The sequence below is a fragment of the Streptomyces sp. NPDC058239 genome (assembly GCF_042882185.1).
Taxonomy (GTDB): Bacteria; Actinomycetota; Actinomycetes; order Streptomycetales; family Streptomycetaceae; genus Streptomyces.
The window spans coordinates 1-15,243 of sequence record NZ_JBHVWS010000105.1; the positions used below are offsets into that span (position 1 = coordinate 1).

Genomic DNA, 15,243 nt, shown 5'->3' on the forward strand with positions numbered 1-15,243 from the left:
TGGTCGGCCTCGGCCTGGCGGACCCAGTTCCGCAGGGCTTCCTTGTGAATTCCGAGGTCACGGGCCACATGAGCCACTGGCCGCCCCGAGGTTTGAACCTCACGGATCGCTCGCTCACGCAGTTCATCGGAGTACTTCCGTGGTGCAGGCATCGGACCTGTGTTCTCCCATCCGCCAAGACGATCATGCCTGGCTTCAGGGCCGCTACAAAATCCGGTTCAGCTCACTTGGCTGTCGTGCGTGGTGGCCGCGGTGGTGGCCACATCCGTGATCACGTTGGGGCCGTCAGGAGCACAGGTCTCGGTCAGATGAGCGGAGAACCCTCTCCAGCTGACGATGTGTCCGTGACGTGCGTAGCGGGCCGAGGTGTCGTAGGGAGAGAGAATCGCCCGGGACGAGGGCGCAAGCCCGGGTCCGCCGTCCTCCTCCGTGCGCCAGAGCAGGCGGCCTGCGGCATCGCGGTAGTAGTTCTGCACCATGATCTCTCGCAGGGCCTGGACCTGGCGGCCGAATGCCCGGCCTGCTCCGTGCCGGTAGAGGTGTTCCAGGAGCCTGGCGGCGTCGTTGCCGGTGGCGAGAATCCTGGTCTTGGGTCGGGTGGGGTTCTTGCCCAGGCGGACCGGTCGGCCGTAGCGGCGCCCCCACTCCTCATCGACCAGGCCGTCCAGCAGGTGCCCGGAGGTGCCGGCGACTTCCTCCAGCGCGGACCACACCGCCTCGTTGATCAGTTCCAGCCGTGTCAGGTCACGCACCGCGGCCAGGACATGGGTGGAGTCGGTGCGCTGCGTGGTGCGCTCGCGCACCAGACCGGCCTCCTTCAGACGGGCCAGCGCGAGGTCGAGGAGGCGGTCAGCACGCTCGCCCTCGGCGAGACGGTCACGGAAGTCGGCCAGCACGCTGTGGTGGAAGCCGGGGTCGTCCAGCTCCATGGCCATGGCGTACTTGAAGTCGATGCGGCAGCGCACCGCCTCGGCGGCCTGCCGGTCCGACAGACCGAGCAGGAACTGCAGCACACAGACGGTGGCCAGTTGCGCGGGCGAGAGGCCCGGACGCCCGTCGCGCGGGTACCAGTCGGCGAAGTCCTCGTCGCACCACAGCCCATCCAGCCGGTCTCTCACCCACATCGCTGTCGCGCCCTTCGGGTTGCTCGCCCGCGCGACCCGCGCGGTCAAAGGCGGGACTTGCTCACCGGAACGGGGGCGAAGGGACAACGGGCGCCTCGGCAGCTGCATCGGTCATCGACGACACGAGCATGCTTGTTGACCATGCCGCCGCACAGCGAAACTCCAAGATCCCCGACAGAGTCAAGCTCAGGACCGGCCGGTGGTAGTGGTCGTCGCCGGGCCGGCGGGCAGCGGGAAAGGACGCACTAGGCAGGTTCCTCGGCGTGATACGGCACAGCGAGGCGCCAGCACCTTCGGGCACGGCTCTTTGCGTGTCGGCTTCCACCTCAACCTTCCCGGCACTATCGCGCAGGTATGCGCCCACATCTTGGTGTCGCCAACGATCGAACCCGCAGCGCCACGGCTGGCGCCTCAAGGCATACGCAGGCGCAACCGCAAGCACCCTGGCTTCCCGCATCAAGGAGATGGTCAGGGTGTCGATGGCAGCAGTTGGTCCCGAGGGGCTTCCTACGTATTGCGCCTCTGCTCCGCGTTGACGGAGCCTGTCCTGGAGTCCTCAAGAGGCACACTGTGTAGAGCGACGCCGACAGATGACCTGATCAGGCCGGGTTAGCTAGTGCCGGTCGGTCCCCTGTCCGTCTCGGATAGCGAGAGGAGGGCCTTTCTCCGGAAGAAACTTTCAAACGCTCGAGGTCCCGCACTCTCTGTAGCGACCCAAGGTCGCTCAGTGAGATGGGCTAAGCGTCATCTCTGCACCGCAGCCGTGTTGTTGGCGAGATCTTGCCCATAGCGCGCGACTCGCCCAAACGGCAGTGTGCACGTCGTGGACCGGCAAGTCCGGACACCAGTTATCGCGGCGTACTCGGTTATGGCTGGTTTCTGGGTGTTAAAAACCGTCACGGAGCGTGTCGCCACTGGCGGCGGCCCGAGCTGCACGGATAGGGCACATTGCCCTAATGGGACTTGCCACCTGCCGCCACTTCTGACCCATGCGACTCATCTCTCTTGACTACTGCAGATGATCAGGCGTTAACTCCGGGCCACTTGTAGATCTTTTGTGACTCTGGGGTGGGGACTGTGGAGTTCGGGTGGGGGCATCGCCATGTCCGCAAGCGTCGAAGAGACCTGTTGAGCCGAGGCGCCTCGGGTGTGATCGGCGTGGCAGTGACGGCGCTGCTGTCGACGATGGTCGTGCAGGCGCCGATCGCTGCCGCGGCCACCGTGGAGACAGAGTCACCGGAGCTGTCTGAGGGGCAGAAGGCGCTGGCCGCGGCGAAGAAGTCCGGCGAGCGGGTCGAGGTTGTGGGGCAGCGTTCGGAGCAGACAACGGTCTTTGCGAGTCCGGATGGCTACACCTTCATGCTGCAGGAGTCGGCCGTTCCGGTGCGGGTCTCCAAGGCGGGTGGCGGCTGGCAGGACCCGGATGCCACGCTGGAGAAGCGCGCGGACGGCTCGGTCGCTCCGAAGGCTGCGGCTCCGCAGATCGTGTTTTCCGGCGGTGGCGACAAGGAGCCCCTGGCGCGAATTTCGCGCCAGGGGCGTTCGATCGAGCTGACGTGGCCGGGCGCGCTGCCCGAGCCGACGCTCGAGGGCGCCAGCGCCGTGTATGCGAATGTGCTGCCCGATGTGGATCTGAAGGTCACTGCCACGGTGGAGAGCTTTCAGCATGTTCTGGTGGTCAAGACCCCTGAGGCCGCCGCGAACGAGAAGCTGAAGAAGCTCACCTTCGGCCTGGCGACCACCGGCCTGAACGTCAAGGAAGGCGTGTCGGGCAACCTCGCCGCAATCGACGATGACGGCAGGACGGTGTTCAAGGCGCCGCCGGCTCGTATGTGGAATTCCGCCGGCAAGGACCAGCCATCGCCGCCGGCGGTCGTCTCGGGGCATGCCGCGCTGGATGAGACTGCTCCCTCCGAACCGGCCGCGAAAGCCTCATCGAGCGCCGGTACCGAGCCGGGGCAGGGCGATCAGGTTGCCAAGGTGGACATCGAGGTCGGGAAGGGGACGCTGTCGATCGTGCCGGATGCAGATCTGCTCGCGGTCAAGGACTCGGCAGTCTTTCCGCTGTACATCGACCCGTCGGTAACCTGGGGCGAATCCGAGCGGACGCTGCTGCGCTCGGATGGCTACGAGGACTATGCCTGGGGCAATGGTGACGACGACCAGGGCAAGGGGGCTGGCAAATGTGGCACCTGGAACGGCTATGGATGCGGGCCCGGGTACGTGCAGCGCCTGTATTACGAGTTTTCGCCCGCCAGTTTGAAGGGCAAGCATGTCCTGGATGCCACGTTTCGGGTGACGGAGCCGTGGGCCTTCCAGTGCGAGCCGCGCTGGGTGGACCTGGTGCGGACGAACAACATCTCGTCCTCCACCACGTGGTCCTCGCGCCCGAAGGAGCTGGACTTGATGGGCGACCGTCACGTGTCGGCGGGCCGGGGAGATCTCTGCAGTCCCGGATTGCCCAATGCGGCGATCGAGTTCAACGACAATCCGGAAGAGACCAACGAGAACCTCACGCCGACCGTGAAGGATTTCGCGGCAGGAAAGTTCTCCCGGCTCACGCTGGAGATCCGGGCGCACGATGAGTCGGACACCGCGGCATGGAAGCGGTTCAAGAACGATGCTGTCCTCGAGGTCTCCTTCGTGGGTATCCCGGACAAGCCGAGTGGCATTGGCTTGGTGACTGGTTCGGGCACGGTGTGCTCGACCAGCGAGTCGAACCCGACGATCGCGTCCGACCCGACGCCGACGCTGACCGCGACGACGCAGACCAAGGCCGGCGGTGAGGAGGACGCGCAGCTGCGGATCTTCTTCGACGTCGACCGGAAGAACACTGACGGCACGTGGGCGGACACCAACGTCGGGACGAATGACGCGCGGCCGTCGACGGGATACGCGGGGGACGGGAAGAAGCAGGTCATTAGTTGGTCCACCCTGACCGAAGGGCCGGTACACCGCTACCGGGCCTGGACTCAGTCGTTCTACAACAACGAAGCGAGCCACCTCTCCGGTCCTTCCAATGGCTCTACCACTGGGTTCTGCTACTTCAAGGTCGACCCGACCGCCCCGAAGGCTCCGAAGATCACCATCGGTGCGCCGTACACCGAGTGCCTTCCCAACGCCTGTGAGGGCAGGGGCGGTCCGGGGCAGAAAGCCACCTTCAGCCTCGCGCCCGCCACGGGTGACACCGGCGTGGTGTCCTACCAGTACACGCTCTCGGGCATGACGAGCTGGCTGACGGTCAACGGCTCCACAGCGAGCGTTCCGCTCACACCGGATCGGGAGGGCAGCTTCACCCTGTGGGCCAGGGCGAAGGACAACGTGGGCCGCTACGGGGCGTGGAACGCGGTGGACTTCCTCGTCGCCGCCGGACCAGGTCCCATCGGCCGCTGGCACTTCGACGAAGCCGATGGAGCCGCGATCAACTCGGCGACCTCCACCGCAGGCCGGCACGGAGCCACCCTCGGTGGCGGAGCGGTCCGTGATGATCGGGGCCGACGCGGCGTGATTACCCATGACGCGCAGGGCCAGCCGTTGGCGAACCCCGTCACGGACAAGGGCCTCTCCCTGAACGGCACCAGCAGCTACGCGGCCACCTCCGGCACCGTGCTGGAGACACGGTCCGCATTCACCATGGCCACCTGGGTGCGGCTGGACAAGAAGGGCGCGGACGCCACGGTCCTGTCCCAACGCGGAGCCCAGAAGACTCCCTTCACGTTCCGCTATCTGGCCAGCGCCGACAAGTGGTACTTCGGAATGATGAAGGCCGATGCCAGCCAGTACTGGGGACAGTATTCCGCCTACCCGGCCGAGGTCGGCGTTTGGACGCACCTGGCCGCCACCTACGATCCCGCCACCGATGAACTCGCCTTCTATGTGGACGGCCGAAGGCAGGGGCAGGTGATCAAGCCTGGTGCCGGCTCGTGGGAGTCGGCGGGTCCGCTGCAGATCGGTCGCCAGGAAAACGTCAGCGGAACCTTCAGCCAGTACTTCCCGGGGTCGATCGACGAGGTGGCTGTGTGGCAGACCGTCCTGACGCACCAGCAGGTCGCCGATGAGGGACGGGCACTGATTTCGGAGCAGTTCGCGGGAGTTGAGCTCATGGCGGACTGGGACGCCGGTCGTGGCAGTGGGACGACCGTCGCCGACACCACCTCGGGATACGGGAAGAGTCTCACGCTGACCGGCGGTGCGACCTTGGACGGCGAGGCCATTGTGCTCGACGGCGTCGATGACGCGGCCACGGCAGCGGGTCCGTTGGTCTACGATCACGCGGCGTTCACCGTGACGACGAGGGTGCAGCTCGACGGTGCGACGCTCGCCGGCAAGGACGTCGGATACACGGGTCAGGTTCTCGGACAACGGACGGCCGACGGCTCGGCGTGGGGCTTCTGGTACGAGCTCACCGGCAAGGGCACCGAACTCGACGAGGAGACCCTAGAGGAGAGGTCGGTCCCCCTCGGTGTGTGGCACTTCGGACGTCTGAACGCGGACGGGACATGGAGCTCTGTGGCTTCGGAGGAGGTGGCCGCATTGGACACCCCGGTCAGGCTCACCGGGATCTACGACTCCATGTACGGCACCATCAGCCTGCACCTCGGCTACAACCAGGAGGGCGACTCCAAGGACTTCACCGTCCAGCTGGGCACCGGGGACTTTGCCATCGGCAAGGGCTTCACGGACGGAACATGGAAGCACTTCCTGCCCGCGCGGGTCGAGGAAGTGCGGCTGTGGGCAGGCGCGATGGCCAGCCCGGAGCAGATCGACACACACGTGGGCGACTGATTTCGGCGATGGGCGGCGGCACGAAGGCCGCCGCCCACGTGCGGCCGAACACTGACGCCGCCGTGGCGACTCAATGACCTTTCTGAACCTTGTGGACTGGGTGGGGACGGAACTCTGATGGCGTTTGGCATAGGCACCTCAAGACGAGGTTCGGGTGGTGGACGGCGTTGGGGACGCCGACTGGTGACTCCTGTGGTGGCGCTGGCCCTGCTTGCCCCCCTCGGCGAAGTCCAGGTCGCCGTCGCCAAGGATACGAGGGAGGTTCAGGATGCTCCTGGCCGACCGGATGTTCCCAAGCCCCGGGTGAGTAAGGTCGAAGAGGTCAAGGGCCTGGGAGCGAAGAAGGCCCGCGACAGGGTCGCCGCGGGCAAGAAGGCGGGTGCCGCGCAGGCTGAGCGTGCTCGTAAGGAACAGACCTCCGCCTGGCCGACACGCGAGGCCGCAAGCATCAAGCTCACAGCGAACAAGCAGTCCAGGGCAGAGCTCGGCGGCGCGTCCGTCTATGTGACGCCGGAGAAGGGCAAGCTTGCGGCTGCCTCCGGGACCGCCCACGTCACCGTCCTCGATCAGAAAGCTGCGGACAAGGCGGGCATCACCGGCGTGCTGCTGAGCGCGGCCGCGGACACCGCCGGTACGGCGGAGATCAGCGTCGATTACAGCGGCTTCGCCTCCGCCTTCGGCGGGGACTGGGCCCAGCGGCTGCGTCTGGTGCAGCTGCCCGCCTGCGTGCTGACCACGCCGGAGAAGGCCGAATGCCGCAAGCAGACCCCGCTGAAGACGGATAACAACGCTTCCCAGCAGTCGGTCGCGGCCCAGGTCACCCTGACCAAGGCGAAGCCCGGCGGGCCATCAGCCCAATCGGTTGCGAGCGCTGAGGTACCGAGCACCACCGTGTTGGCGGTGACCGCTGCTGCAGCCGGATCCGGCGCGTCACCCAAGGGAACAGGTGACTACTCCGCGACCGAGCTCTCCCCTTCATCTTCCTGGGAAGCCGGCGGCAGTTCGGGCGCATTCACCTGGAACTACGGCTTCACTGTGCCGCCGGCCGCAGCCGGCCCCACGCCACCGTTGTCTCTGTCCTACGACTCGGGCAGTATCGACGGGCGCACCGCCACCACCAACAACCAGGGCTCTGCGGTGGGTGAGGGGTTCTCCCTGACCGAGTCCTACATCGAGCGCACCTACGGCAGCTGCGAGAAGGACGGTCACACGGACGTCTTCGACCACTGCTGGAAGTACGACAACGCGCGCATCGTCCTCAATGGCAAATCCAGCCGCCTGGTCAAGGTCAACACCTCTGGAGACTGGCGTCTGGAGGACGACGACGCCTCCACCGTGACCCGGTCCACCGGCGCGGACAACGGCGACGACGACGGCGAGTACTGGACCGTCATCACAGGCGACGGCACCAGGTACGTGTTCGGCCTTAACAAGCTCGACGGCGCCGCCGACCAGCGCACCAACTCCACATGGACTGTCCCCGTATTCGGCGACGACTCGGACGAGCCCGGCTACGACAAGGGCAGCGCCTTCGCCGAGCGGTCCCTGACGCAGGCATGGCGGTGGAATCTCGACTACATCGAGGACACCAGCGGCAACGCCTCCACCTACTGGTACGCGAAGGATTCCAACTACTACCCGAAGAACAAGGCGACCACCGCCAATGCCATCTACACCCGCGGCGGTTACCTGAAGGAGATCAAGTACGGGCTGCGCAAGGGTGCCCTGTTCACCGATGACGCGGACGCGAAGGTGACCCTCGCGCACGCCGAACGCTGCACCGTCGGCGGGTGCGCAGAGCTCACCAAGGACACCGCCAAGAACTGGCCCGACGTCCCCTTCGATGCCATTTGCAGCAGTGGTGACAGCGAATGCAATGCGGCGGGCCCGTCCTTCTTCTCCCGCAAGCGCCTCACGGGCATCAGCACCTTCTCCTGGAACGCCACCAGCAAGGCGTTCGACCCGGTGGACACGTGGGCGTTGACCCAGGACTACTACGACGCAGGTGACATCGGTGACACCACCGACCACGTCCTGGTCCTGGAGTCGATCAAGCGTACGGCCAAGGCCGGTGCCGCGGCGATCGATGTCAACCCGGTGACCTTCACCTACCAGTTGCGCCCGAACCGGGTCGATGGCACGGACGACATCCTGCCGCTCAAGCGGCACCGCATCGAGACGATCACTTCTGAGACCGGGTCGATCACGACGGTCACGCTGTCGCAGCCCGAGTGCAAGCGCAGCGAAGTCCTCGGCGCCGCACAGGACACCAACACCCGCTCCTGCTACCCGCAGTTCTGGAACATCAACGGCGCCACCAAGGCGTCGGTGGACTGGTTCCACAAGTACCGCGTTCTGGCCGTCGGCGTCGCCGACCCCACCGGCCACAACGAGGCGGTCGAGCACGCCTACGACTACGCCGGTGCCGCCTGGCACCACAGCGATGACCCGTTCACGCCGAAGGACGAGCGGACATGGTCGGAGTGGCGCGGCTACCGCGACGTCACCACCTACACCGGAGCGTTGGACACCACCCGCTCCAAGAGCGTCTCCCGCTACCTGCTGGGTATGCACGGGGACAAGAACAAGGACGGCACCACCAAGACTGTCAGCACCGAGCCGCTGATGGACACCGATGTGGACTTCACAGCCCTGACCGACAGCGACCAGTACTCGGGTCAGCTGCTCCAGAAGGTCACGTACAACGGCAGTCAGCCGATCTCCACCTCGTACACGAACTACACATACAAGAACACCGCCAGTCAGTCGGTTCCGGACGCGACAGATCACACGGCCCGCTGGGTACGGCCCAACTCGGCCTACGCCAGCACCTACCTCACAGCCTCCAAGACCTGGCGCACCCAGGTGACCACCAGCCGATACGACGACCTGGGCATGGTCACCTCACACGACGACTACGGCCAAAAGGGCCTGGGCGGCGACGAAACCTGCACCCGCACCTGGTACGCCCGCAACACGGACGCCGGCATCACCAGCCTCGTCTCCCGCACCCGCACCGTCGGCAAGGAATGCTCCGTCGCCGACACCACGCTCGACCTGCCAGCCGACGACAAGCGCCCCGGCGACGTCCTGTCGGACACCGCAACTGCCTATGACGGTGCCACGTGGTCGGACTCGATGAAGCCGACCAAGGGCCTGGTCACCTGGACCGGCCGCGCGAAAGCCTACGCATCCGGCACCCCCAGCTGGCAGACGCTCACCAGCGCAGCGACCGCGGACTTCGACGTCCTCGGCCGGCCGCTCAAGATCACCAACGCGGACGGACAGCCAACCACCACCGCGTACACACCCACCACAGCAGGGCCAGTATCCAAGATCATCAGCACGGATCCCAAGACCTTCAAGACCACCAGCTTCCTCGATCCGCGCACTGGGCAGACGCTACGCACCTACGACGCGAACCTGAAGAAGACCGAACTCGTCTACGACGCCCTGGGCCGGATCACGCAGGTGTGGCTGCCCAACCGGGACCGCGGCAGCGAAAGCGCCACCTTCGGCCCCAACACCAAGTTCGAATACACGATCGACAACAAGGATCCGTCCTGGGTATCGACCGCGGCGCTGAAGAAGGATGGCAAGACCTACGCCACCAGCTACGCGATCTACGACGCGATGCTGCGCCCACTGCAGAGCCAGACCGAGACGTCCAACGGCGGTCGCCTGCTGACTGACACCCGCTACGACACCCGCGGCCTCGCGTACGAGACCTACGCGAACATCTTCGACACCACCAGCACACCCAACGGCACCTACACCCGCGCCGAATACGGCGAATCACCCAACCAAAGTGCCACCGTCTTCGATGGGGCCGGCCGGCCCACCAAGAGCACCCTGCACGTCTTCGGCGTGGAAAAGTGGTCGACCACCACGAGCTACACCGGCGACTCCACCGCCACCACCGCCCTCGATGGCGGCACCGCCGCACGCGCCATCACCGACATCCGCGGCCGCACCGTGGAAAGCCGCGAATACGCCAGCGAATCCCCAGCCGACACCCAGTATGGCGACGCCCTCGGCGCCGGCTTCGCGTCGACCAGGACCACCTACTCCCGAGGCGGCCTGCAAACACAGATCACCGGCCCGGACGATGCCAAGTGGTCCTACACATACGACCTGTTCGGCCGGCAAAGCGAGGCCAAGGACCCCGACAAGGGCACCAGCACTACCGAGTACGACGTCCTCGACCGGGCCATCAAGTCGACCGACTCGCGCGGCAAGTCGATCCTGACCGGATACGACGAGCTCGGCCGGATCGCCGGCACCTGGGCCGGTTCCAAGACGGACGCCAACCAGCGCACCGGGTACGCCTACGACACGCTGCTCAAGGGCCAGCCCGACAAGTCCACCCGATACGTCGGCGGCAAGACCGGTCAGGCGTACACCAACACCATCACCGAATACGACAGCCTGTCCCGCCCCGCGGCCACCAACCTCGAACTGCCGGCCGATGACCCGTTCGTGAAAGCCGGCGCACCGAGCACGCTGTCGTTCAAGAACGCCTACAACCTGGACGGCACAGTCAAGACGGCCGAGGAACCGGCACTAGGCGGCCTGCCCTCCGAGATCATTGATTACGGCTACAACAACGTGGGCCAGATCACGTCAGTTGGCGGCTCCACCGGCTACCTCCTGGGCACCACCTACTCACCGCTCGGCCAGCCCTGGGAACAACTCCTGGGAACAGCCAACACGGCCGATCACAAGAAAATCTCCATCAGGAACACCTTCGAAGACGGCACCGGCCGCCTCACCCGCAGCAACGTCAAAGCCGACGCCCAGCCCTACATGCTGCAGGACCTCAACTACAGCTTCGACCAGGTCGGGAACGTCACCTCCATCACCGACCCCACCACACTCGGCGGCACCAGCAGCGCCGAAACCCAGTGCTTCGCCTACGACGGCCACCGCCGCCTCACCGAAGCCTGGACCCCCAGCCAACAAAAGTGCTCCGACCCCCGCAGCGCGAGCAGCCTGTCCGGACCGGCCCCGTACTGGACCAGCTACACCTACAACACCGCCGGCCAGCGCACGACGGAAACCGTCCACAAAACCGCTGGCGACACCAAGACCACCTACTGCTACACCAAGACCGATCAACCGCACTTCCTGACCGGCACCACGACCAAGGGCGACTGCGCCGCCCAGGAACGCACCTACACACCCGACACGACCGGCAACACAACCAAACGGCCCGGCGCTACAGCAACCCAGGACCTGGCCTGGTCCGAGGAAGGCAAGCTCGCCAAGCTCACCGAGAACGGCAAGGCAACCGACTACCTCTACAACGCCGCAGGCGAGCTGCTGATCCGCAACACCGCGGGCGGCGAGCGGGTCCTGTACACCGGAGCCACCGAACTCCACCTGCGCACCGACGGCACCACCTGGGCCCAGCGCTACTACTCTGCCGGTGGCCAAACGGTAGCCATGCGCTCCAACGAGTCCGGCACCAACAAGCTCACCTACCTCGCCGGCGACCACCACGGCACTTCGAGCCTCGCCATCAGCGCCGACAGCACCCAAACGGTCAGCAAGCGCTACATGACCCCCTTCGGCGCCGAACGCGGCAAGCCCACCGGCACCGCATGGCCCGACGACAAGGGCTTCCTCGGCAAGACAACCGACGAAACCACCGGCCTCACCCACATCGGCGCCCGCGAATACGACCCCACCATCGGTCAGTTCATCAGCATCGACCCCATCCTCGACCCGGCCCAGCCCCAATCCCTCAACGGATACAGCTACGCCAACAACACCCCCGTCACCGCATCCGACCCCTCCGGCCTCTGGTGCGACAGCTGCAACGACGGGAAGGGCTGGACACGCCCCGACGGCGGAACCAGGGGCGATGAGAACGGGGGCAAAAACCCCGACGGCAGCGTCCGCGGCACACCCGGATTCCCCAGTACCCGACCCGCGCCCGCTGGCTACAGCAACAGCCCCGGAGCCGGAAAGGTCATAACAAATCTGGGGCACGGCGCCCCCGCGCTGCCCCCGCCGGACGTCTACCGGGACTACCAGTCGAAGCTCCCCGGCGTCGCACAGATGAGCAACCTCGGCACCTACATGCCGGAACTCAGCTACGAACTCAACGTAGAGCTCTACTTCAGGGAACGCTGCAGCTTCTCATTCGACGAATCATGCTTCGCCATCCGCGACTTCTACACCAAGGGCGAGGACTCCCAGGGGCTTCCCAAGTACTGGGCCCACGTCGACGACATCCCCCTCATCAACACGTGCCCCATATGCACGAACATCGGCTTCGATGCGCTGATGACGGCGCTGCCCGTAGGGAAATTCAAATACGCGCCGAAGTGCTTCCTGGCCGGCACCGACGTCCTCATGGCCGACGGAGACACCAAAAACATCGAAGACATCGAAGTCGGCGACATGGTCATGGCCACCGACCCGGAGACGGGGAAGCAGGGCCCAAGAAAGGTGACGCGCCTCATCCGAAGCGAGGGTGAGAAGCAACTCAATACGCTCACCATCCTCACGCCGGACGGTCCGGAAAAGCTCACAGCCACACGCGAGCACCCCTTCTGGTCCCCGTCCGAGCGGGCCTGGGTGGAAACAGGCGAACTCGCCCCAGGGATGACGCTGCGGACCGATACCGGTGAAACAGTCGAGATCACCGGGAACAAGTCCTTCACCAAGCGCACCAAAACCTACAACTTCACCGTCGACGAGCTCCACACGTACTATGTGCTGGCCGGGTCGACTCCGGTTCTGGTTCACAATAGCTGTGGCCCGGCTGCCGGAGCCGGCGCCAACTTGTCGAATCTCACGGGATCGGAAAGAGCTCGTATCCAGAATGCTGCAAACCGAATAGGAGAGCCGATATCGGTAGTCGGGAGTAGGGCATTGGGGCCACGCTCGGCAACCAACCCAGATGGAGTGGGTCACTTGTCGGACTGGGACTTCGTGATCACGGGCATCAACAGCCGCACGAAGCACTCCGTGTCAAGTTCGCTCCCGAAGGCCGATATTACGGTGGGTGTCGGTAGGCAGCAGGACATATTCACCGGACCGCTTGACACGACAAAGCCGCACATAACCTTCTATCCTCAGGGAAAGTGATGACCGAAAGGGAAGTTTCAGCCGCGGTCTTGGCTGTTGCAGGAAACTATGCCGTGGTCCATTTGGAAGGACGTCGGTATCCCGCGCTGGCCGTACAGGGAGACTCCCTGAAGATCCTCTACGGAATTATCAAAGAGCTGGCCGACAATCTGGAGTCGGGAGACTTGGATGAGGCAAGTTTCTCCCTTAGGGAAATCCAATCGACGGTTTCGTCAATGGTGTCGGCTTATGAAGTAGCTTCGACCGAGACTGGGTTCGATCTCCCATATGCTCGATAAATCGAGATCCGTTTGAGGTGGATGCCTTGCCAGAGGAATTCTGGCGAGGCATCCTTTTTTTCTTAACGGCAACGGTGATAGCCGTATAAGAATGCGGCGGCTCTACTAGGGCTTGGTCAGGTCGGTTGTGGTGTGGGTATGCCGCGGTGACAGGTGGGGCAGACGCCGGTCCATGTCGCGAGGATGGTCCGTAGCTCGCGGACGATGCGGTAGAGGCTCAGGCTGGCGCCGTGTCTTTTGGGGCTCTGGCCAGTCGTTGCAAAGTGCAGAAGGCATGCGCGACGGAGACGAGGGTGACGTGGTGGTGCCACCCGTTGAAGGTGCGGCCCTCGAAGTGGGCCAGGCCCAGGGCCTGTTTCATCTCGCGGTAGTCGTGTTCGATGCGCCAGCGGAGCTTGGCCAGGCGGACCAGGGTGGTCAGCGGGGTGCCGGCGGGCAGGTCGGAGAGCCAGAACTGAACAGGTTCGCCCTGGTCGGCCGGCCACTCGGCCAGGAGCCAGCACTCAGGCAGTTCAGGGCCGTCGGCCGCCTGCCGGGCCTCGCGTCCGGCAGGCCGGATCCGCAAGGCTACGAACCGCGAGTACATGCGTTTGAAACCACTGCGGCCCGTGCCGGGCCGGGAGCCCTCACGCCATTGCACCGGCTTCGCTGCCCTTCGGCCGGTGGTCATGACCAGCTGTTTCACCGACTGTGGCTTCTCCGGGTACTTCGCAACCGGTGGGCGTCCGGTCCCGGAGTACGGCTCGGCCACCGGCGCGGCTTCGCCGGGCTGGGCCGACATAGTGGTCGAGATGCCCACGACGTAGTTGAGGCCGCGGGCCTGCAGACCGAGCCGGAAGGCCGCGGCATCGCCGTATCCGGCGTCCGCGATGGCCAGCGGCACTTCGATGCCCCACGAGCGGGTCTCATCGAGCATGTCGAGCGCGAGCTGCCATACTGGTCACACTGGCGCCGACGACGACAACACCAAGCCCGCGTCAGTCACTACAAAAGACGCGGACACATCCCATAGAACTGACCACCCATCAACACAAACACCGTTGCAGTATTAGCCCGCTCCCATGCGTCTAGGACATCAGCGGGAATCCGGCCGCGGGGGGGAACTTGGTAGCCGTTCGCGCGTGCCCATTCTCGGATGCTGTCGCTGCTGACGGCGGGTCTGGACGGAGCCTCGGGGTAGTCGATGGCGGGCGCCGTGGAGGGTGCGAAGGCAATGGGAGGGTCGAGGAGGTCCTTGGGGAACTGAGGGACGGCAGTTTCTCCGCTCAGGACCGAGGTAAGGAAAGCGGTGAGGGTGCCGTTGTAGGTGTACCAGAGGGGTCCGCGGGCTTCGTTGACGGCGATGCGCCAGCTGTCGGGGGCGTCTTGGGGGTCCGTGATCCAGAACAGGTACTCGCCGTTGCTGGTGACACCGATGGCGAACAAGTACTGCGGGTCGTAGGGGACGGGGTGGGTGCCCTGGTCGTAGTCGCGCTGGAGATGTCCGCGGATTCGTGAGGGCATGGGGCCGGTGAGGTTGACCCAGGGGGTGTTCGCGTGTGGGTGGTAGATGTTGATGTAGTCGCCATAAAGCCCTGGCCCGTATGTGGCCGCCAGCAGTTTGTAGTCCTCCGGGAGGCGCATACCGAGCTCTGCTTCCACGACGTTCCAGTCGATCGGGAGCTGGGGTGCGGCCGGCGGCGGGCAGAGTCGGGTCAGAACGGTGATGTCGGTCAATGGATTCCCCGTTGGCGGCGGATCACTTGGGCGGCGTGGTCGGGATTGAGGCGGCTGGTTCCGAGATGGAAGCCGTCCTTGCCGTTGGCCTCCAGCTGGATCCACTTCGGTACCGAGTCTGCTCTGTTGTCGGGGTAGTCGAGGTAGGGGCCTTGACCCCGGATCTTGAACACGTCTATGCGGCTCGGGTCAGGGTAGTTGATGTTGTTTGGAAGGTGTTCTCGTAAGCGATCGGGGAGCGT

7 protein-coding genes and 1 pseudogene are annotated in these 15,243 nt (G+C 65.1%); 3 read left to right on the top strand and 5 right to left on the bottom strand.

From position 1 onward, the window contains the following. A partial coding sequence (locus ACFVYE_RS46340) for a transposase (protein ID WP_389609571.1) occupies positions 1 to 152 on the bottom strand: 152 nt, incomplete at its 3' end. A 66-nt stretch (positions 153 to 218) separates the two neighbouring features. Beyond that, positions 219 to 1,118 carry a transposase gene (locus ACFVYE_RS46345; protein WP_383960331.1) on the bottom strand — a complete coding sequence of 300 codons (900 nt, stop codon included), beginning with the start codon at positions 1,116 to 1,118 and terminating at the stop codon, positions 219 to 221. Positions 1,119 to 2,309: 1,191 nt separating this feature from the next. Between ACFVYE_RS46345 and ACFVYE_RS46350 the strand changes: the two genes are divergently transcribed. The 3 genes from ACFVYE_RS46350 to ACFVYE_RS46360 all read left to right on the top strand — a co-directional run bounded on the left by ACFVYE_RS46350 (position 2,310) and on the right by ACFVYE_RS46360 (position 13,285). Continuing rightward, complete coding sequence (locus tag ACFVYE_RS46350; RefSeq protein WP_389609573.1) at positions 2,310 to 5,909, top strand: LamG domain-containing protein; 3,600 nt, start codon at positions 2,310 to 2,312, stop codon at positions 5,907 to 5,909. Positions 5,910 to 6,026: 117 nt separating this feature from the next. Beyond that, positions 6,027 to 13,007: a polymorphic toxin-type HINT domain-containing protein gene (locus ACFVYE_RS46355; protein WP_383976266.1), complete on the top strand. Its 6,981-nt coding sequence runs from the start codon at positions 6,027 to 6,029 to the stop codon at positions 13,005 to 13,007. After that, on the top strand, positions 13,007 to 13,285 hold the full coding sequence (locus ACFVYE_RS46360) for a DUF6959 family protein (protein WP_383976267.1): 279 nt from the start codon (positions 13,007 to 13,009) through the stop codon (positions 13,283 to 13,285). Before ACFVYE_RS46355 ends, ACFVYE_RS46360 begins: the two co-directional genes overlap by 1 nt. A gap of 217 nt (positions 13,286 to 13,502) precedes the next feature. On the opposite strand, the pseudogene ACFVYE_RS46365 reads toward ACFVYE_RS46360, so the two are convergent. From ACFVYE_RS46365 to ACFVYE_RS46375, 3 genes and pseudogenes are all read right to left on the bottom strand, one after another. Beyond that, positions 13,503 to 14,219 (bottom strand): annotated as a pseudogene (locus ACFVYE_RS46365) (IS701 family transposase); the annotation flags it as partial. A 50-nt stretch (positions 14,220 to 14,269) separates the two neighbouring features. Beyond that, entirely contained in the window at positions 14,270 to 15,001 is a 732-nt protein-coding gene (locus ACFVYE_RS46370; RefSeq protein WP_389609567.1) for a histone-like nucleoid-structuring protein Lsr2, read from the bottom strand. Further along, on the bottom strand, positions 14,998 to 15,243 hold a 246-nt coding region (locus ACFVYE_RS46375; RefSeq protein ID WP_389609569.1), incomplete at its 5' end, for a hypothetical protein. The genes ACFVYE_RS46370 and ACFVYE_RS46375, both read right to left, overlap by 4 nt.

Excerpts from the sequence above, each read along its gene's own strand:
- ACFVYE_RS46350 (WP_389609573.1), top strand. The coding sequence starts at position 2,310 with ATGGTCGTGCAGGCGCCGATCGCTGCCGCGGCCACCGTGGAGACAGAG.
- ACFVYE_RS46355 (WP_383976266.1), top strand. The coding sequence starts at position 6,027 with ATGGCGTTTGGCATAGGCACCTCAAGACGAGGTTCGGGTGGTGGACGG.
- ACFVYE_RS46360 (WP_383976267.1), top strand. The coding sequence starts at position 13,007 with ATGACCGAAAGGGAAGTTTCAGCCGCGGTCTTGGCTGTTGCAGGAAAC.